Consider the following 16,310-nt stretch of genomic DNA (forward strand, 5'->3'; position numbering starts at 1 on the left):
GCAACCCGCGGGTACGCCGACTACCGTCGTCACCGGGGAGAGCTGCAGGGGTAGTGATGTCGGGCGGAGTGCGCGGAGGTTTACACCGGTGACCGGACCCAGCGAAGAATCGGCTCCTGGCCACGCCGAACCGGCCGCTGCCCCGCAGCAGCCGGAGGCGCCGGGGAGCCTGTTCGCCGACGACCGGACGGACTCGCATCCGCACCCGGAGACCTCGGGCGCGTTCGACGTCCAGCCGACGCAGGCCGTCGCGCCGCCGCCGAACCCGGCCGTGTCCGGCCCGCACCAGGTGCCCAACCCGAGTGCGTCCGGGCCGCACCAGGTCCCGAACCCGGGCCCGCAGTACGGCTACGACCAGAACCTCCCGCCGCTGCAGCCGCAGTACGGCGACCCCGCGCAGCAGTACCAGGCGCAGGCCCAGTACCCGCAGCAGCAGCCCCAGCAGCAGCCGTCCGGCCTGCCGCAGCCCCAGGGCGGCCGGCACGCCGCACCGCCGCCGCAGGGCGGCCACGGGCACGACCTGTCCACCGCGCACCTGGTCAAGCAGGTCAAGCGGCCGCCGCAGTCGGGCTGGCGCAAAGCCGTCTACGTCGGCACAGGCAAGCTGGTCAACCCGGGGGAGAGCCCCGCCGACACCCAGCGCCGTGACCTCATCGCGCGGGTCAACCAGCCGCTGCGCGGGTGCTACAAGATCGCGATGCTGTCGCTGAAGGGCGGCGTCGGCAAGACCACGGTCACGACGACGCTGGGCGCGACGTTCGCTTCGCTGCGCGGCGACCGCGTGGTGGCGGTGGACGCCAACCCGGACCGCGGCACGCTCTCGCAGAAGATCCCGCTGGAGACCACGGCGACGGTCCGCCACCTGCTGCGCGACGCGGCCCGCATCACGCGCTACAGCGACGTCCGGTCCTACACGTCCCAGGGCGCCAGCCGGCTGGAGATCCTCGCCAGCGAGCAGGATCCGGCCGTCTCCGAGGCGTTCTCCGAGGACGACTACCGCCGCACGGTCAACCTGCTGGAGCACTTCTACAACATCGTCCTCACGGACTGCGGCACCGGCTTGATGCACTCGGCGATGAAGGGCGTCCTGGACGTCGCGGACGCGCTGGTCGTGGTCTCGTCGGGCTCGGTCGACGGCGCCCGCAGCGCCTCGGCGACGTTGGACTGGCTCGAGGCCCACGGCTACGGCGAGCTGGTGAAACGCTCGGTCGCGGTGATCAACTCGGTGCGCCCGAAGGGTGGCTCGGTCGACCTCGACAAGCTGTCGGCCCACTTCGGCGCGAAGGTCCGCGCGGTCTGCCAGGTCCCGTTCGACCCGCACCTCGAAGAGGGCGCGGAGATCGAGCTGGACCGCCTGGGCGGCGACACCCGCCTGGCCCTGCTGGACCTGGCGGCCACCGTCGCCGACGGCTTCGCTTCACCGCTCTCTCAGCAGTACCGCTAGCCGAGACCAAAGCCGTGAAGGGCACCCTCATGGACGTACAAGCCATGAGGGTGCCCTTCACGGCTTTTACGTGGGCCGGAGCCGCGCGGCCTGGTGGCCGAAAGTAAAGGCGGCCTAGAGGTCTTCGTCCCGGCGTTTGCGCTGCTGTTCGGACAGCTGGCGCAGGAAATCGGGGTCGTCGTCCGGGGCGATCGGGGCGCGCCGCGGGGTCGAGGGCACTCCGATCCGCTGGCCGGCGAACGACCGCCACAGGAGCAGGGCGACGACCAGCGCGCCGACGGCCGCGAGCAGAGCGAGCATGCCGGATCCTTCCGTGTGGCTTGCCAGACCCCCGAGGCTACCCGTCCGCGCGGGCTGCGGGCGGTACGTCTGCGCCGTGGTGCGGTTGTGGCACCCGAAAACAAACCGGGCCGTGTACGGGGCGGGGGAGTACCCCGTACCCGACACGGCCCAGGCTGCTGGATGGTTCAGGCCTTGCGAGCCGGTTCGCTCGCGTCCGTGGTCAGCTCGGCCAGGAGCTCGTTCACCTCGGACTCGCGGAACCGCCGGTGCCCGCCCGGGGTCCGGATCGAGCCGATGCGACCTGCCGTCGCCCACCGGGTGACCGTCTTCGGGTCCACCCGGAACAGTGCTGCCACCTCGCCTGGGGTGAGCAGTCGTCCGCCCATCGTCGCGGTCATTTTCCGCCTCCTTAACGACCTCACTGCTATACCGGAGGCAATCCGGGCCATTTTGGCCCGTCGCGCCGGGGTAGCCAACACGGCAATCGTTGCACTTCACCCGTCAGGTACTCGAACGGTTGTCCACGAGTAAAGAGCCCTTAAAGGTCAAAACGGACAGGTTGCTTACGATGTGCAACTATCGGATCCGGTCACTTGAAGTGCGAAGACGAGACTTCCCCGGTCCAGTGGGTGCCAGGCGTGGTGCCAATGGGGGATTGTCCAACCGCATAGAGTGATGCCGTGGATCAGTTGGACCGGAAGATCATCGCGGCGTTGCGTATCAACGGACGGGCCACCTATGCCGATTTGGGGCGGGCCGTCGGGCTGTCCGCGTCGTCGGTGCACGAACGCGTCGGCAAGCTGGAGGCCGCCGGCGTGATCACGGGCTACCACGCGGTCGTCGATCCGAGCTCGGTCGGGCTCGGCGTCACCGCCCTCGTCGGCATCCATCCGACGGACACGGCGACGGACGAAGACGTCGCCGACGCGCTCGGCGAGCTCGACGAGGTCGAGAGCTGCTACGCGGTCGCGGGGGACGAAGCCTTCGTCGTCAAGGTGCGCGTGCCGACCGTCGACGAGCTGGAGCGGACCCTCGGCCGGCTCCGCCGCATCCCCGGCGTCGGGCGGACGAACACCACCGTCGTGCTTTCGACGCGCTTCGAGGGCCGGCCGAACAACGCGGCCGGCGCGGGCGTGGAAAAGGACCGGCCGGGCGGGGCGTAACCTGCGTTGATGTGAGCGACGAGAAGGCCGGCACCCTGCCCCGTGACCTGACGCTGTACCTGCTGGCGCGGTTCGTGCTGGTCGGGGTGATCGCCTGGGCCCTGGGCCTCGTGGGCGTGCCCCTGCTGGTCGCGCTGCTCATCGGCCTGGTCGTCGGCCTGCCGCTCGGGCTGCTGCTGTTCCGCCCGCTCAACGCCCGCGTCACCGCCGGCTTGGCGAAGCGCAACGAGAAGCGCGCCCGGGCCCGGGCCCAGCTCCGCGCGCAGCTGCGGGGCGACACCGCCGGGCAGCCGGAATGAGCCGCTCGCACAGCCGCAGCTGGGTGCGCGAGGCCGTCCGGATCATCGAAGCCGACGCCAACCGCAGCGCCGACACCCACCTGCACGTCTTCCCGCTGCCCCCGGAGTGGGGCATCGACCTGTACCTCAAGGACGAGTCGGTCCACCCGACCGGCTCGCTCAAGCACCGGCTCGCCCGGTCGCTGTTCCTCTACGGGCTCGTCAACGGCCAGATCGGGCCGGACACCGTGCTCGTCGAGGCCTCCAGCGGCTCGACCGCGGTCTCCGAGGCGTACTTCGCCCGCATGCTCGGCCTGCGCTTCATCACCGTGGTGCCGCGGCGCACGAGCAAGGAGAAGATCGCGCTCATCGAGTTCTACGGCGGTGAGTGCCACTACGTCGATCAGGCGCCGGCGATGTACCCCGAGGCCGAGCGGCTCGCGGCCGAGTGCGGCGGCCACTACCTCGACCAGTTCACCTACGCCGAGCGCGCGACGGACTGGCGCGGCAACAACAACATCGCCGAGTCCGTCTTCGCGCAGATGCGGTCCGAGCGGCACCCGGTGCCGGCCTGGATCGTCGTTGGCGCGGGCACCGGCGGCACGAGCGCGACGTTCGGCCGGTACGTGCGCTACAAGCGGCACACCACGAAGGTCTGCGTCGTCGACCCGGAGAACTCGTCGTTCTACGGCGCCTGGGAAACGGGTGCCCTGGACTACGCGACGGGGATGCCGTCGCGGATCGAGGGCATCGGGCGGCCGCGGTGCGAGCCGTCGTTCGTGCCCGGCGTGATCGACGAGATGTTCCGGATCCCCGACGCCGGCTCCCTGGCGGCCATCCGGCTGCTGCGCGAGCGCACCGGGCACTGGGCGGGCGGCTCCACCGGTACCAACCTCTACGGCGCGTTCCGGCTCATCGCCCGGATGGTCGAGGACGGCCAGGCGGGCAGCGTCGTCACGCTCCTGTGCGACGGCGGCGAGCGGTACGCGCACACCTACTACGACGACGAGTGGGTCGCCCAGCAGGGCCTGGACCTCGCGCCGCACACGGCGTTGTTCGAGGAGTTCCTGGCGACCGGGAAGTTCCCCGTCGAGGACTTCGGGGACGTCGGGGACTAGAGGTTCAGGCCGACCGCGGCCAGGACGGCCCAGGCGAGCATCGCCAGGCCGGTGTCGCGCAGCGCCGGGATGAGGTCGCGGCCGGTCGCGTTGTGCCGGATCGCGTTGACCGACTGGAACAGCAGGGCCACGCTGAGCACGGGGAGCCCGGCGAACGGGTGGCCGGTGAACGCCAGGACCAGGGCGAGCACGTACGGCACCGCGATCAGCACCAGGTAGAGCCGGCGCGTGCCGCGGTCGCCGAGGCGGGTGGCCAGGGTGAGCTTGCCGGCCTCGACGTCGGTCGGGATGTCACGCAGGTTGTTGGCCGTCAGGACGGCCGTGGAGAAGCAGCCGACGGCGACCGCGCACGCCAGCGCGGCCCAGCTGATCCGGCCGGCCTGGACGTACACCGTGCCCAGCACCCCGGCCAGGCCGAAGAAGACGAACACCGCGATCTCGCCGAAACCGTAGTAACCGTAAGGCTTCTTGCCGCCGGTGTAGAACCAGGCGCCGAGGATGCAGACGCCGCCCATGGCCAGCAGCCACCAGTACCCGGTGAGCGCGACGAGCAGCAAACCCAGCACCCCGGCCAGGCCCAGCGCGATCAGCGCCGCGGCGAGGACGGCTTTCGGGGCGGCGACGCGGGAACCGACCAGGCGCAGCGGCCCGACGCGGTTCTCGTCGGTGCCGCGGATGCCGTCGGAGTAGTCGTTCGCGTAGTTGACGCCGACGATCAGGGAGAGCGAGACCAGCAGCGCCAGCGCCGAACGCCACCAGGAGAACGCGTCCAGCGCGATCGCCGCGCCGACGCCCGCCACCACCGGGGCGACCGCGTTCGGCAGTGTCCGCGGCCGGGCCCCTTCGATCCACTCGCTCAAGCTCGCCATGGCGCCATTCAACGCCATGACGATCACGCCCGAGCGGGAGCCCGGGAGGTCAGTCGGAGGTCGGCAGCTGCCAGACGAGGGAGCCGCTGTTCGGATCCACCGACGGTCCCTCGGCGGCGAGCGCGGTGCCCACGGGAATGAGGACACCCAGTGCGACGGCGGTGCTGATCAGAGCGGTGCGAATCCAGCGCGTCATGGTGAGTAGCCAAGCGGGTGCACCCTGTGCGTGTCAACGAAGTGCGGCCGATCAGCGGCCGAAACCCGCCAGAAGTCGGGCCTTCACAGCGGCCCGGTCGATCTTTCCCGGGCCGCGCAGGGGCAGTTCGGCCGCGTATTCGAGCCGTTTCGGGGTGGACGCCGCGCCCAGCTCGGCCCGCACCGCCGCGCGCAGTTCGTCCGCGTCGCGCGGTTCACCGGCTGGGACGACCAGCGCCACCACCGCCTCACCCCACTCGACGTCCGGCAGCCCGACGACACACGCGTCACGCACGCCCGGCTGGGTGGTCAGGCAGCGTTCGATCGCGTTCGCGGACACCTTCACACCACCGGTGTTGATCATGTCGTCGGCGCGGCCGAGGACCTCGACCCGGCCGTCGGCGTGCCGCACCCCACGGTCGGAGGTGGTGAACCAGCCGTCTCGGAACGCCTCCGCCGTCAGGTCCGGCCGGAGCCGGTAACCGTGCGCGAGAACATCACCGGCGATCCGGATCCGGTCCCCCTCGACGTCGACACGGACCCCGTCGAGCGGGACACCGTCGTAGACGCAGCCGCTGGCGGTCTCGCTCATCCCGTACGCGGGCACGATCCGCACCCCGGCCTCCGTGGCACGTTCGCGCAGCGCGGCCGACGTCGCTGCCGCGCCGAGGACGATCGCGTCGAAGGTTCGCGCCGCGGCCAGGCCCGCGCCGCCGTCGTCGAGCAGCCGGACCAGCTGGGTGGGGACGAGTGCGGTGTAGCGGGGGCCGCCCTTCAGCGTCGCCGCCGCGGCCGCGAAGGCGTCCGCGCGGAAGCCCTGGCCGGTCAGGAACGCCGGAGTCGTCCCGGCCAGCAGTGACCGGACCAGCACCTGCAGCCCGCCGATGTAGTGCGCCGGCGTCGCCAGCAGCCACTGCCCCGGCCCGCCGAGGCGGCGGTGGGTGGCCTCAGCGGATGCGATCAGCGCGCGGGCCGAGAGGAGCACACCCTTGGGCGCACCGGTCGACCCTGACGTGGCGATGATCACGGCGGTGTCCGGTTCGACGGGCTCGCCGGGCGCCATCGCGTCCCGCAGCGCCGGGTCGGTGACGGGCAGCACGGCCGGGCCGCCGCCCAGCGCGTCCGCGACGGCCCCCCTCAGCACGTCGAGCGCTTCGGGGGAGCCGTCGAGTTCGACCGTCCGCATCTCACCTTCCGATGTGAAGTCCGTGTGAGGAGTCCGCACTTTCCTAGCGAAAGTGCGACCTCAGTAGTAGTAGGGGATGTCCTTGAAATCGGGGTCGCGTTTCTGCAGGAACGCGTCACGGCCTTCGACGGCCTCGTCCTGCATGTAGGCCAGGCGGGTGGTCTCGCCGGCGAACAGCTGCTGACCGACCATGCCGTCGTCGGTGAGGTTGAACGCGTACTTCAGCATCCGCTGGGCCGTCGGCGACTTGCCGGCGATCGTCCACGCCCAGTCCAAGGCTTCTTTCTCGAGGTCGGCGTGCGGGACGACGGCGTTGACGGCGCCCATCCGGTGCATCTGCTCGGCGGAGTACTCCCGGCCGAGGAAGAAGATCTCCCGGGCGAATTTCTGGCCGACCATCTTCGCGAGGTAGGCCGAGCCGTAACCGCCGTCGAACGAGCCGACGTCGGCGTCGGTCTGCTTGAACTTCGCGTGCTCGGCCGAGGCGAGGGTGAGATCGCACACGACGTGCAGGGAGTGCCCGCCGCCCGCGGCCCAGCCCGGCACGACCGCGATGACCGGTTTCGGCAGGAACCGGATCAGCCGCTGGACCTCGAGGATGTGCAGCCGCCCGGCCCGGGCGGGGTCCACCGTGTCGGAGGTCTCGCCGCTGGCGTACTGATAGCCGGAGCGTCCGCGAATACGCTGGTCACCACCGGAGCAGAACGCCCACCCGCCGTCCTTGGGTGAGGGGCCGTTGCCGGTGAGCAGGACACAGCCGACGTCGGAGCTGAGCCGGGCGTGGTCGAGGGCCCGGTAGAGCTCGTCGACGGTGTGCGGGCGGAAGGCGTTGCGGACCTGCGGGCGGTCGAACGCGACCCGCACCACACGTTTGCCGCCACGGCTCTCAGCGGAGCGGTGGTAGGTGATGTCGGTGAAGGCGAAACCTTCGACCTCGGTCCACGCGGCCGGATCGAACAGCTCGGAAACTCGGGCGTCATCCACGTTTGGGAGAATAGGACCTGTGGACACCTTTGCTGTGCCTGATGCCGCCTCGGCGGGGAAAAGTGCCTCGGCAGAGTCGGGAGCCTGCCGGTGAACCCTTCCACCGCGCAGGCCAGGGTCATCGTCGACGAACTCGTCCGCAACACCGTCTCGCACGTCGTCCTCTGCCCGGGCTCCCGCAACGCGCCGCTGTCGATCGCGCTGTACGACGCCGCCGCGGCCGGGAAGCTCCAGCTGCACGTCCGGATCGACGAGCGTGGTGCCGGGTTCCTCGCGCTCGGCATCGCCGCGCGCACCGGCCGTCCGGTGGCGGTGCTCTGCACGTCCGGCACCGCGGCCGCGAACTTCCACCCCGCCGTGCTGGAGGCCGACCGCGCCGGCGTCCCGCTGATCGTGCTGACCGCCGACCGGCCGCCCGAGCTGCGGGCCGCGGGTGCGTCGCAGGTCATCGACCAGCACCGGCTCTTCGGCAACGCCGCCCGCTACTTCGACGAACTGGCCGTCGCCGAGCGCCGCGCCGGGCAGAACTCGTACTGGCGCAGCCAGATCTGCCGGGCCTGGAACGCCGCGTACGGCGAGTGGCGTTGCGGGCCGGTGCACCTGAACATCCCGTTCCGCGAGCCGCTGGTGCCGGATCTGGACGATGACGGCGAGTGGTACGAGTCCCTGGACGGCCGTCCCGACGGTTCCCGCTGGACCGAGCTGCCCGACTTCGGCGCGCTGCCGTCGTTCGTGGTGCCGTCGGCGCGCCACGGCCTGGTCATCGCGTGCGACACCGGCGTCCAGGCGGCCAGCGAGTGGGCCGAGCAGCACGGCTGGCCGGTGATCTCGGAGACCGGCGGCATCGGGCTGTCCGGCGGCACGGCGATCTCGTCCGGCGCGTGGCTGCTGGGCGTCGAGGAGTTCATCAACCGGCACAAGCCCGAGCAGGTGCTCTGCCTCGGCCGGCCGACGGTGTTCCGGCAGATCCAGAACGTCCTCTCGGACGCCTCCGTCGAGGTGCTGCTGGTGCGCCCGGACTCGGACTGGCCGGCGCCCGCACACAACGTCCGGCAGGTCGGGCAGTGGTTCGACGAGCCGACCAAGCCCGCCGACCCGGAGTGGCTGGCCAGCTGGCGCCGGGCCGACGAAGCGGCGTCCACGGCGGTCACGTCGGTGCTGGCCTCGGAGCCGTGGCCTTCGGGGCTGCGCCTGGCTTCGGAGCTGGTGGACGCGCTGCCGCCGGACTCGCTGCTGGTGGTGGGCTCGTCCAACCCCACGCGCGACGTCGCGCTGGCCGGCCGCCTGCGCCCGGACGTCCTGGTCCACCGCAACCGCGGCGTCGCGGGCATCGACGGCACGGTCTCGACGGCGATCGGCGCGGCCACGGTCCACCGCGGCCCGTCGTACGCGCTGCTGGGCGACCTGACGTTCCTGCACGACGCGTCGGGGCTGCTGACCGGGCCCGCGGAGCAGCGCCCGGACCTGACGATCGTGGTCTGCAACGACGACGGCGGCGGCATCTTTTCGCTGCTGGAGCAGGGCGCCCCGGAGCACTCGGCGAGCTTCGAGCGCGTCTTCGGCACCCCGCACGGCGCGGACCTGGGCGCGCTGTGCGCGGGCTACCGGGTGCCGCACGTGGTGGCGGAGACGCTGACGGAGTTCCAAGCGGCGCTACGCCCCGCGCCGGGGTTGCGGGTGGTGGAGGTCCGGGTGGACCGTTCGCGCCACCGTGACCTGCACGCGCGGTTGCGCTCCGCGGTCAGCGCGGCGGTCTCTGCCGTCTGAGGCGCTCGCGCCGGGCGCCGCCACCAGACGAGCCCCGACCTTCCGGGTACGCGAACCGACCTTCCGGGTACGCGAACCGACCTTCCGGGTACGCGAACCGACCCTCTGGGCACGTAGGCATGCGTACCGCGGGATGGTGGAGGCGGACCATGGCCTGCGGACTCGCGCGGTGGGCTCGTTGTGCGATGGGCGTCGAGGTCCGGGTGGACCGTTCGCGGCACCGTGACCTGCACGCGAGGTTGCGCTCCGCGGTCAGCGCGGCCGTCTCCGCCGTCTGAGGCGGTTGGTCAACCGCTTTCCGGGTGTGATCCCAGCAGGCAAGATCCTCCCTTCGGCTGTTCCTGGTGTCTTCCTGGCTGGCTACGTTCGAGCGCGCTGATCCTCACCCGTTGGAGGGATTCGAATGCGTGCAAGAACTCGCACCGGCCTCGGTGTGCTCGCGGCCGGGGTCGCCTCGGTGCTGCTCGCCGGTACCGCCAGTGCGGCCCCGACGCCCGGTGCGCCCGGCGTCGGTGACTCGTACTACCCGAACGCCGGCAACGGCGGGACGGACGTGCTGCACTACGACATCCGCCTGACCTACCAGCCCGCGACCGACGTGCTGGCCGGCACCACGACGCTGCTGCTCACCGCGACCCAGGACCTCTCGCGGTTCGACCTCGACTTCGCGCTCAAGGCGTCCAGCGTGCTGGTGAACAACCGCCCCGCCCAGTTCGCGAACCAGAACGGCGACGGCGAGCTCGTCATCACGCCGGCGCAGCCGCTGCTCAAGGGGCAGACCGCCACGGTCGTCGTCGCGTACTCGGACACGCCGTCCACCGAAAAGGTCGACGGCCTCAACGCGTGGAAGAAGGGCCCGTTCGGCGCGCTCGGCGTCGACGAACCGCAGAGCTCCGCGTGGTGGTTCCCGGCCAACGACCACCCGACCGACAAGGCGACCTACGACGTCTCCATCGAAGCGCCGGATGACAACGTTGCCGTCACCAACGGCACGCTCGTCCGCAAGACGAAGAGCCGCGCCGGCTGGACGCGCTGGCAGTGGCGCAGCACGAAGCAGCAGGCCACGTACCTGACGTCGTTCATCGTCGGCAAGTACGAGCTCAACCAGGCGACCACGCCGGACGGCAAGCCGTTCATCTCGGCGTACGGCAGCGACCTCGGCGACTCGCTCTACGCGGCGAAGGCCAGCGTCGAGCGGACGCCGGAGATCGACGCGTTCCTGGCGACGAAGTTCGGCCCGTACCCGTTCGAGGCCGAGGGCGGCGTCGTCACCAGCGGTATCGGCTTCTCGCTGGAGAACCAGACCCGCCCGACGTACGGCGCGCGCAACTTCATCGCGGGCTCCAACACGACGCTGATCGCGCACGAGAACGCCCACCAGTGGTTCGGCGACAACGTCTCGCTCGGTCGCTGGAGCGACATCTGGCTGAACGAGGGCTTCGCGTCCTACGCCGAGTGGCTGTGGTCGGAGCACGAGGGCGAAGGCACGGTCGCCGAGCTGGCGCAGTACACGTACGACTCCAACGCGGCCGACGCCGCGCTGTGGAAGCTCGTCCCGGCCGACCCGGGCGCCGACAACCAGTTCGACAACGCGGTGTACGACCGCGGCGCGCTGACGCTGCAGGCGCTGCGCACCGCCGTCGGCGACGAGGCGTTCTTCAAGATCCTGCAGGCGTGGCAGGCCCAGAAGGGCGGCTCGAACGGCCGGATCCAGGAGTTCATCGCGCTGGCCGAGAAGGTTTCGGGCAAACCGCTCTACGACCTGTTCCAGACGTGGCTGTACACGTCGGGCAAGCCGGCGGTGGGCCCGAACGGGACCACGGCCGCCGTCGCGGCCCGCGCGGCTTCGGCTCCGGTCAAGCCGCAGTCGTTCGACCAGATCCAGGCCAACCACCGGAATCTCGCCGCGGAGCACAAGCACTGAGCAGTACCGCTACGCTCGCGGCGTGAGCACGAGAGGTGAGCGGGCGAGGCGCGTCGGGTGGTGGATAACCCTCGCCGTCGCCTCGCTCCTCACCGTGATGTGCATCTGCCTGCTCTTCGCGGCGATCCGCAACGACCGCGCGATCTCCGCCCAGCTCGGCACGGCGACGGCCACGGTGGACTCGGTGGCGTTCGACCGCACGATCATCCACTTCGAGACCCCGGACGGCATTGTCCACAGCCCGGCCAACGGAGTCCTCTACCCGGACGGCCTCGCGGCCGGCCAGCTGGTCCGCATCGAGTACGACGCGACGGACCCGGAACTGGCCCGGGTAGCGGGCCGCTCGGCCACGCTGACGCTGCTGCCGCTGGGCAGTTTCGTGTTCTTCACGTGGCTGGTGGCCGGGCCGCTGCTGTGGTGGATCCGGCGGCTGAACAAGCGAGCGGACGCCGAGATCCCGGCCGCCGCCTGACCGCCGCTCCGCTCCCGGCGAGGACGCGGAATGGGGCGCCTCTGTTTGCCGCCTGACCAGCAGAAAGTTCCCCACCACACCCAGGGGGGCGTGCCCAGTCCCAGTCTATCGGCGCCGCACCGGCAAAGGGGTGCTCCGGCAAATCTGTGGATAACTGCACGCGATGTGGATAACTCGCCGCCGGGATCGTCGGGTGGGCGACTTCGCGATCGATTCCTGTCCGCAGGAGGCCGCGGAACCGAGCCGGGTCGCTCAACAATCTCCGCGGCGATGCGGCGATGCGGCGATGCGGCGATGCGGCGATGCGGCGGTGACCCGGACCGAAGACCAAGCTCAACCCGTCTCCCGCAGCCACCTGCTTCGCGTGATCTCGTACTCGACCTCGCCCTCTTCGGTGCCCGGAAGCACTTCCTGGAAGTCCTCCGCGGAGGTATACGCGCGGGCGAACGTCAGCCCGGCCGAGGCCATCGTCGCTCGCGATGGCGTGTTGACCGCCATCGTCTGGGCGAAGATCCGGTCCAGCCCCAGCTCGGAAAAGCCGTACCGGATCAGCTCGCGAGAGCCCTCCCCGGCGTAGCCCTGCCGCCAGTGCCGGCGCAGCAGCCGGTAACCCAGTTCGGCCTGACGCCCGCCCGAAGGCTGGTCGGGACCCTGCGGTGGCCGCAGGATCCACCAGCCGATGAAGTCCTCAGCACGGAAACCCATCCAGAACCCGAACCCGGGCGAGACGGCCATCCGGCGGCGGTGCGCGGCCTCGACCTCGGCGCGGGTCGCGGCCCGGCCGGTCAGGTAGCGCATCACCGCCGGGTCGGAGTCCAGCTCGTACTCCAGCTCGAGGTGCTCGTCGGCCAACGGCACGAGCGTGAGCCGCGCGGTGTGCAGGGTGGGCATGTCCCGATCTTCACAGCGCGCGCAACCCGTTTCAGCCCGCGTGGGCCGTCTCCTGCCACCAGCCCAGCACCTCGTCGGCCACCCCCGGGGCCGCCACCAGCAGGCCGTCTGTCGGCAGCGCCGTGTCCTCGCCGTGCCTGTCCAGCACGACCGCGCCCGCCTCGATGGCCATCGCCACGGAGCCCGCGACGTCCCATTCGTGGTAGCTGTGCAGCACCGCCGCCGCCGCGTGGCCCAGGGCCACCTGCGCGATCGACAACGCCGCCGACCCCAGGACCCGGACCCCCGCGTGGGCCGCCGCCGCCCGCTCGATGAACTCGCCCATCCCCGGCCAAGGTCCGCGACGGGCGAACTCCGTGAACACCAGAGCGCCGGCCGTCACGCAGCGGTCCGTCAAGTGCACCGGTTTGCCGTTCGCGCGGGCCCCTCGTCCGCGCGCCGCGGCGTAGATCTGGGCCCGGTACGGGTCCGCCACCACCCCCACCACCGGGCCGGCCGCGTCGACCAGCGCCAGGCTGTACGCGCACCACGGCACCCCGGCGACGTAGTTCGCGGTGCCGTCCACCGAGTCGACGACCCAGCGGTACTCCGCGACGTCGGCGCCGTGGTCGGCGCCGAACTCGTGGCCCACCACCGGGATGCCCGGGAACTCGGCGGTCAGCACGCGCCGCGTGTGGCGCTCGAGGATCCGGTCGGTGTCGGTGACCCAGTCGAACGGCGAGTCCAGCGTGGCGGGGTGTGCACCCCGGCCGGCGGTCGCGGTGATCACGTCGGTCGCGTCGTTGGCCAGGCGACCGGCCACTTCGAGGGCCCTCGACAGCAGGCCGGGCTCCACGGGCCGCGGCGGCCTGGAGGACAAGAGGGTCATGCCTGCTTAGTCTGGGCCCTGCTGGTTTCCGGGACACGACCTTGAGATGACATGTCGTGGCGGATCTGTTCCGGCAGCGTTGGCCCGGCGGCCACGCGGGCGCCAGGATCGGGTGCGATGGTCGGAAGCGTGCGAGTCGCGATAGTCACCGAAAGTTTCCTGCCCCAGGTGAACGGCGTGACCAACTCCGTCCTGCGGGTGGTCGAGCACCTGCGCGAACGCCGGCACGACGTGCTGATCATCGCGCCCGGCCCCGGCCCGGACTCCTACCGCGGCGCCCCGGTGATCCGGATCCCGGCGCTCGACTTCCCCGGTGTGAACTCGCTGCCGATCGGCGTGCCGACGCGCACCGTGCTGACGGCGCTGGCCGCGTTCGGGCCGGACGTCGTGCACCTCGCGTCGCCGTTCGTGGTCGGCGCCCGCGGGCTCGCCGCCGCGCGACGGCTGCGGGTGCCGTCGATCGCCGTCTACCAGACCGACATCGCCGGCTTCGCCTCCGCGTACGGCTTCGGCCTCGCCGCCCGCGCCGCCTGGCGCTGGGTGCGGCGGCTGCACTCGCGGGCCGACCGGACGCTGGCGCCGTCCACCGACTCCGTCGAGCAGCTGCGGCGGCACGGCGTGCCGCGGGTGCACCGCTGGGCGCGGGGCGTCGACATCGACCGGTTCTCCCCGGCGCACGCCGACGCCGCGCTGCGGGCCGAGCTGGCGCCGGACGGCGAGCTGCTGGTCGGCTTCGTCGGCCGGCTGGCGCCCGAGAAGGAGGTCGACCGGCTGGCCGCGCTGGCCGGCGTCCCCGGCATCCGCGTGGTCGTCGTCGGCGACGGGCCCGAACTGCCCGCGCTGAAAGAGCAGCTCCCGGACGCGGCCTTCCTCGGCGCGAAGTACGGCGACGAGCTCTCCGCCGCGTACGCGAGCTTCGACGTCTTCGTGCACACCGGCCCGCACGAGACGTTCTGCCAGGCGGTGCAGGAGGCGATGGCGTCCGGCCTACCGGTGCTCGCACCCGACGCCGGCGGCCCGAAGGACCTGGTGCTGCCCGGCCGCACCGGCTACCTGCTGCCCGCGGACCGCGAGCGGTTCGGCCCGGCACTGCTCGAGAAGATCGACGCCCTGCGCGACGCCGCGCTGCGGGCGAGACTCGGCGAGAAGGCGCGCAAGGTGGTGCTCGGGCGGACCTGGCCGGCCGTCTGCCACGAGCTGGTGGGGCACTACGAAGCGGTGCAGGGCCGAGCCGCGCGCGCGGCTTGAGCCGTGCACATCGTCCAGCTCGCGAACTTCTACGGGCCGCGCTCGGGCGGGCTGCGCACGGCGTTGCACCACCTCGGCGCCGGGTACGTCGCGAGCGGGCACGTCGTGACGCTGGTGGTGCCCGGCACCCGCTACGCCGACGAGGTCCTGCCCACCGGCGTCCGCCGGTTTTCCTTGCCCGCGCCCAAAATCCCGGGCACCGGCGGCTACCGCGCCGTCGACCCGCACCGCGTCCGCGCGGTGCTGCGCAAGCTCGAACCGGACCGGCTCGAGGTGTCGGACCGGCTGACGCTGCGGGGGATGGGCGGCTGGGCACGGCGCCACGGCGTCCCCAGCACGGTGATCTCCCACGAGCGGCTCGACCGGCTGCTGGAGCAGTTCCTGCTGCCCGAGGTCGTCGCGCGCCGCGTCGCCGACGTCGCCAACCGCCGGATGGCCGCGAGCTACGACACGGTCGTCTGCACGACGGCGTTCGCGCGGGCGGAGTTCGACCGGATCGCCGCGCCGAACGTCCACCGCGTGCCGCTCGGCGTCGACCTGACGACGTTCCGGCCCGCCAGGCGCGACGACGGCTGGCGCGCCGGCCTCGCCGGGGGAGCGGACGCCCTGATCGTCCACTGTGGACGCCTGTCGCCGGAGAAACACGTGGAGCGCAGCGTGGACACCGTCGCCGAGCTGACGGAGGCGGGCGCGCGGGTGCGGCTCGTCGTGGCCGGCGACGGGCCGCGACGCCGCGCGCTCGAACGCCGGGCGCGCGGCCTGCCGGTGACGTTCCTGGGGTTCCTGGCCGGCCGCGGTGACGTCGCCCGGCTGCTGGCCAGCGCCGACGTCTCCCTCGCGCCGGGCCCGCACGAGACGTTCGGCCTGGCCGCGCTGGAAGCGCTCGCCTCCGGGACGCCGGTGGTGGTCTCGGCGTCGTCGGCGCTGCGGGAGATCGTCCGGCCGGGCTGCGGCGCGGCGGTCGAGGACCACGCGCCCGCGTTCGCCTCCGCTGTGACGAACCTCCTGGACCGTCCCGAAGACCTGCGCCGCGCGGCGGCCCGGGCGCGGGCCGAGGAGTTCACCTGGTCCGCGGCGGTCGCCGGAATGCTGGCGACCTTCGGTCAGGAGCGCTGGCGCCCGTAGGCCGGCTGGACGTTCGGCGTGAGGCCCTGCTCGTCCGCGATCTTCACCAGCAAGCTGTGCAGGACTTCGCGTTCGGCGTCGGTCAGGGCCGCGGTGACGGCTTGTTCGTGCGACGCGCCGGTTTGCGCGACACGCCCCATCATCACCCGGCCGTCCTCGCTCAGCTCCACGGCGTACAGCCGCCGGTCTTCGGCGTTGCGGCGGCGCTCGATGAGCCCGCGCTTCTCCAGTCCGTCGACGAGCGGGACCAGCCGGGTCGCGGGGGTGCCGAGCTGCTTGGCCAGCGACTGCTGGCTCTGACCCGGCCGGGAGGCCACGAGCCGCAGCAGGGCGACCTGGGTCGGCGTCAGATCCAGCGCCGCGATCTGCTCCGTGAACCGCTGGGCAGCGTGCGCGCCGACTTGGGCGAGCAGGAAGGCGCTGCCCAGCCGCGGTCTCTTCGCGTCCATGCCGGAACGGTAGCCGCTGAAAATTGATTACACCAGCGTAATCAATT

At 71.8% G+C, this 16,310-nt stretch carries 18 protein-coding genes; 9 read left to right on the forward strand and 9 right to left on the reverse strand.

What is annotated here, in order from left to right:
- The first annotated feature begins 88 nt into the window (after positions 1-88).
- On the forward strand, positions 89-1,444 hold the full coding sequence (locus tag OHS18_RS33530) for a MinD/ParA family ATP-binding protein (RefSeq protein ID WP_328445800.1): 1,356 nt from the start codon (positions 89-91) through the stop codon (positions 1,442-1,444).
- 114 nt (positions 1,445-1,558) lie between these two features.
- On the opposite strand, the gene OHS18_RS33535 is transcribed toward OHS18_RS33530, so the two are convergent.
- Complete coding sequence (locus OHS18_RS33535; protein WP_247060316.1) at positions 1,559-1,744, reverse strand: hypothetical protein; 186 nt, start codon at positions 1,742-1,744, stop codon at positions 1,559-1,561.
- A gap of 167 nt (positions 1,745-1,911) precedes the next feature.
- Positions 1,912-2,124 (reverse strand): BldC family transcriptional regulator, encoded by a 213-nt coding sequence (locus OHS18_RS33540; protein ID WP_072474890.1) that lies wholly within the window; start codon positions 2,122-2,124, stop codon positions 1,912-1,914.
- Between the two features lie 282 nt (positions 2,125-2,406).
- On the opposite strand from OHS18_RS33540, the gene OHS18_RS33545 reads away from it, so the two are divergent.
- The 3 genes from OHS18_RS33545 to OHS18_RS33555 are packed head-to-tail and all read left to right on the forward strand — an operon-like array spanning position 2,407 to position 4,285.
- Complete coding sequence (locus OHS18_RS33545; protein WP_328445795.1) at positions 2,407-2,889, forward strand: Lrp/AsnC family transcriptional regulator; 483 nt, start codon at positions 2,407-2,409, stop codon at positions 2,887-2,889.
- Positions 2,890-2,900: 11 nt separating this feature from the next.
- Complete coding sequence (locus OHS18_RS33550; protein WP_328445794.1) at positions 2,901-3,188, forward strand: DUF4229 domain-containing protein; 288 nt, start codon at positions 2,901-2,903, stop codon at positions 3,186-3,188.
- Entirely contained in the window at positions 3,185-4,285 is a 1,101-nt protein-coding gene (locus OHS18_RS33555) for a PLP-dependent cysteine synthase family protein (RefSeq protein ID WP_328613540.1), read from the forward strand. Before OHS18_RS33550 ends, OHS18_RS33555 begins: the two co-directional genes overlap by 4 nt.
- Here the strand turns inward: OHS18_RS33555 and OHS18_RS33560 are convergent.
- From OHS18_RS33560 to OHS18_RS33575, 4 genes are read right to left on the reverse strand one after another with little or no spacing between them, the layout of a single operon-like run.
- The gene (locus tag OHS18_RS33560; RefSeq protein WP_328613541.1) at positions 4,282-5,154 is read right to left on the reverse strand and encodes a 1,4-dihydroxy-2-naphthoate polyprenyltransferase; all 873 of its coding nucleotides are present in this window, start codon (positions 5,152-5,154) and stop codon (positions 4,282-4,284) included. The two genes, OHS18_RS33555 and OHS18_RS33560, sit on opposite strands and share 4 nt — an antisense overlap.
- 49 nt (positions 5,155-5,203) lie before the next feature.
- Positions 5,204-5,350 carry a hypothetical protein gene (locus OHS18_RS33565; RefSeq protein ID WP_328445788.1) on the reverse strand — a complete coding sequence of 49 codons (147 nt, stop codon included), beginning with the start codon at positions 5,348-5,350 and terminating at the stop codon, positions 5,204-5,206.
- Positions 5,351-5,401: 51 nt separating this feature from the next.
- Positions 5,402-6,535: an o-succinylbenzoate--CoA ligase gene (gene menE / locus OHS18_RS33570; RefSeq protein ID WP_328613542.1), complete on the reverse strand. Its 1,134-nt coding sequence runs from the start codon at positions 6,533-6,535 to the stop codon at positions 5,402-5,404.
- 60 nt (positions 6,536-6,595) lie between these two features.
- Positions 6,596-7,519 carry a 1,4-dihydroxy-2-naphthoyl-CoA synthase gene (locus tag OHS18_RS33575; RefSeq protein WP_328613543.1) on the reverse strand — a complete coding sequence of 308 codons (924 nt, stop codon included), beginning with the start codon at positions 7,517-7,519 and terminating at the stop codon, positions 6,596-6,598.
- Positions 7,520-7,609: 90 nt separating this feature from the next.
- On the opposite strand from OHS18_RS33575, the gene menD reads away from it, so the two are divergent.
- The 3 genes from menD to OHS18_RS33590 all read left to right on the forward strand — a co-directional run bounded on the left by menD (position 7,610) and on the right by OHS18_RS33590 (position 11,682).
- Positions 7,610-9,286 (forward strand): 2-succinyl-5-enolpyruvyl-6-hydroxy-3-cyclohexene-1-carboxylic-acid synthase, encoded by a 1,677-nt coding sequence (menD, locus tag OHS18_RS33580; RefSeq protein WP_328613544.1) that lies wholly within the window; start codon positions 7,610-7,612, stop codon positions 9,284-9,286.
- Between the two features lie 403 nt (positions 9,287-9,689).
- Positions 9,690-11,210 carry a M1 family metallopeptidase gene (locus OHS18_RS33585; RefSeq protein ID WP_328613545.1) on the forward strand — a complete coding sequence of 507 codons (1,521 nt, stop codon included), beginning with the start codon at positions 9,690-9,692 and terminating at the stop codon, positions 11,208-11,210.
- Positions 11,211-11,232: 22 nt separating this feature from the next.
- Complete coding sequence (locus OHS18_RS33590; RefSeq protein WP_328613546.1) at positions 11,233-11,682, forward strand: DUF3592 domain-containing protein; 450 nt, start codon at positions 11,233-11,235, stop codon at positions 11,680-11,682.
- Between the two features lie 333 nt (positions 11,683-12,015).
- Here the strand turns inward: OHS18_RS33590 and OHS18_RS33595 are convergent, their stop codons facing one another.
- Both OHS18_RS33595 and OHS18_RS33600 read right to left on the reverse strand, forming a co-directional pair.
- The gene (locus tag OHS18_RS33595; protein ID WP_328613547.1) at positions 12,016-12,573 is read right to left on the reverse strand and encodes a GNAT family N-acetyltransferase; all 558 of its coding nucleotides are present in this window, start codon (positions 12,571-12,573) and stop codon (positions 12,016-12,018) included.
- 31 nt (positions 12,574-12,604) lie between these two features.
- Positions 12,605-13,441, reverse strand: a complete 837-nt coding sequence (locus OHS18_RS33600) for an inositol monophosphatase family protein (protein WP_328613548.1) — start codon at positions 13,439-13,441, stop codon at positions 12,605-12,607.
- A gap of 177 nt (positions 13,442-13,618) precedes the next feature.
- On the opposite strand from OHS18_RS33600, the gene OHS18_RS33605 reads away from it, so the two are divergent.
- Positions 13,619-14,689, forward strand: a complete 1,071-nt coding sequence (locus OHS18_RS33605; RefSeq protein WP_328613549.1) for a glycosyltransferase family 4 protein — start codon at positions 13,619-13,621, stop codon at positions 14,687-14,689.
- A 3-nt stretch (positions 14,690-14,692) separates the two neighbouring features.
- Complete coding sequence (locus tag OHS18_RS33610) at positions 14,693-15,814, forward strand: glycosyltransferase family 4 protein (RefSeq protein WP_328445772.1); 1,122 nt, start codon at positions 14,693-14,695, stop codon at positions 15,812-15,814.
- Here the strand turns inward: OHS18_RS33610 and OHS18_RS33615 are convergent.
- A complete protein-coding gene (locus OHS18_RS33615; protein ID WP_328445770.1) occupies positions 15,793-16,263 on the reverse strand; it encodes a MarR family winged helix-turn-helix transcriptional regulator in 471 nt (156 codons plus the stop codon). The genes OHS18_RS33610 and OHS18_RS33615 overlap by 22 nt on opposite strands.
- Positions 16,264-16,310 lie beyond the last annotated feature (47 nt).

The sequence above is a fragment of the Amycolatopsis sp. NBC_00355 genome, assembly GCF_036104975.1.
GTDB lineage: Bacteria > Actinomycetota > Actinomycetes > Mycobacteriales > Pseudonocardiaceae > Amycolatopsis.

What these genes read in the sequence shown, in the direction of transcription:
- OHS18_RS33535 (WP_247060316.1), bottom strand. Translation starts at nt 1,744, where the DNA reads ATGCTCGCTCTGCTCGCGGCCGTCGGCGCGCTGGTCGTCGCCCTGCTC.
- OHS18_RS33540 (WP_072474890.1), bottom strand. Translation starts at nt 2,124, where the DNA reads ATGACCGCGACGATGGGCGGACGACTGCTCACCCCAGGCGAGGTGGCA.
- OHS18_RS33555 (WP_328613540.1), top strand. Translation starts at nt 3,185, where the DNA reads ATGAGCCGCTCGCACAGCCGCAGCTGGGTGCGCGAGGCCGTCCGGATC.
- OHS18_RS33560 (WP_328613541.1), bottom strand. Translation starts at nt 5,154, where the DNA reads ATGGCGAGCTTGAGCGAGTGGATCGAAGGGGCCCGGCCGCGGACACTG.
- OHS18_RS33565 (WP_328445788.1), bottom strand. Translation starts at nt 5,350, where the DNA reads ATGACGCGCTGGATTCGCACCGCTCTGATCAGCACCGCCGTCGCACTG.
- menE (WP_328613542.1), bottom strand. Translation starts at nt 6,535, where the DNA reads ATGCGGACGGTCGAACTCGACGGCTCCCCCGAAGCGCTCGACGTGCTG.
- OHS18_RS33585 (WP_328613545.1), top strand. Translation starts at nt 9,690, where the DNA reads ATGCGTGCAAGAACTCGCACCGGCCTCGGTGTGCTCGCGGCCGGGGTC.
- OHS18_RS33595 (WP_328613547.1), bottom strand. Translation starts at nt 12,573, where the DNA reads ATGCCCACCCTGCACACCGCGCGGCTCACGCTCGTGCCGTTGGCCGAC.
- OHS18_RS33600 (WP_328613548.1), bottom strand. Translation starts at nt 13,441, where the DNA reads ATGACCCTCTTGTCCTCCAGGCCGCCGCGGCCCGTGGAGCCCGGCCTG.
- OHS18_RS33615 (WP_328445770.1), bottom strand. Translation starts at nt 16,263, where the DNA reads ATGGACGCGAAGAGACCGCGGCTGGGCAGCGCCTTCCTGCTCGCCCAA.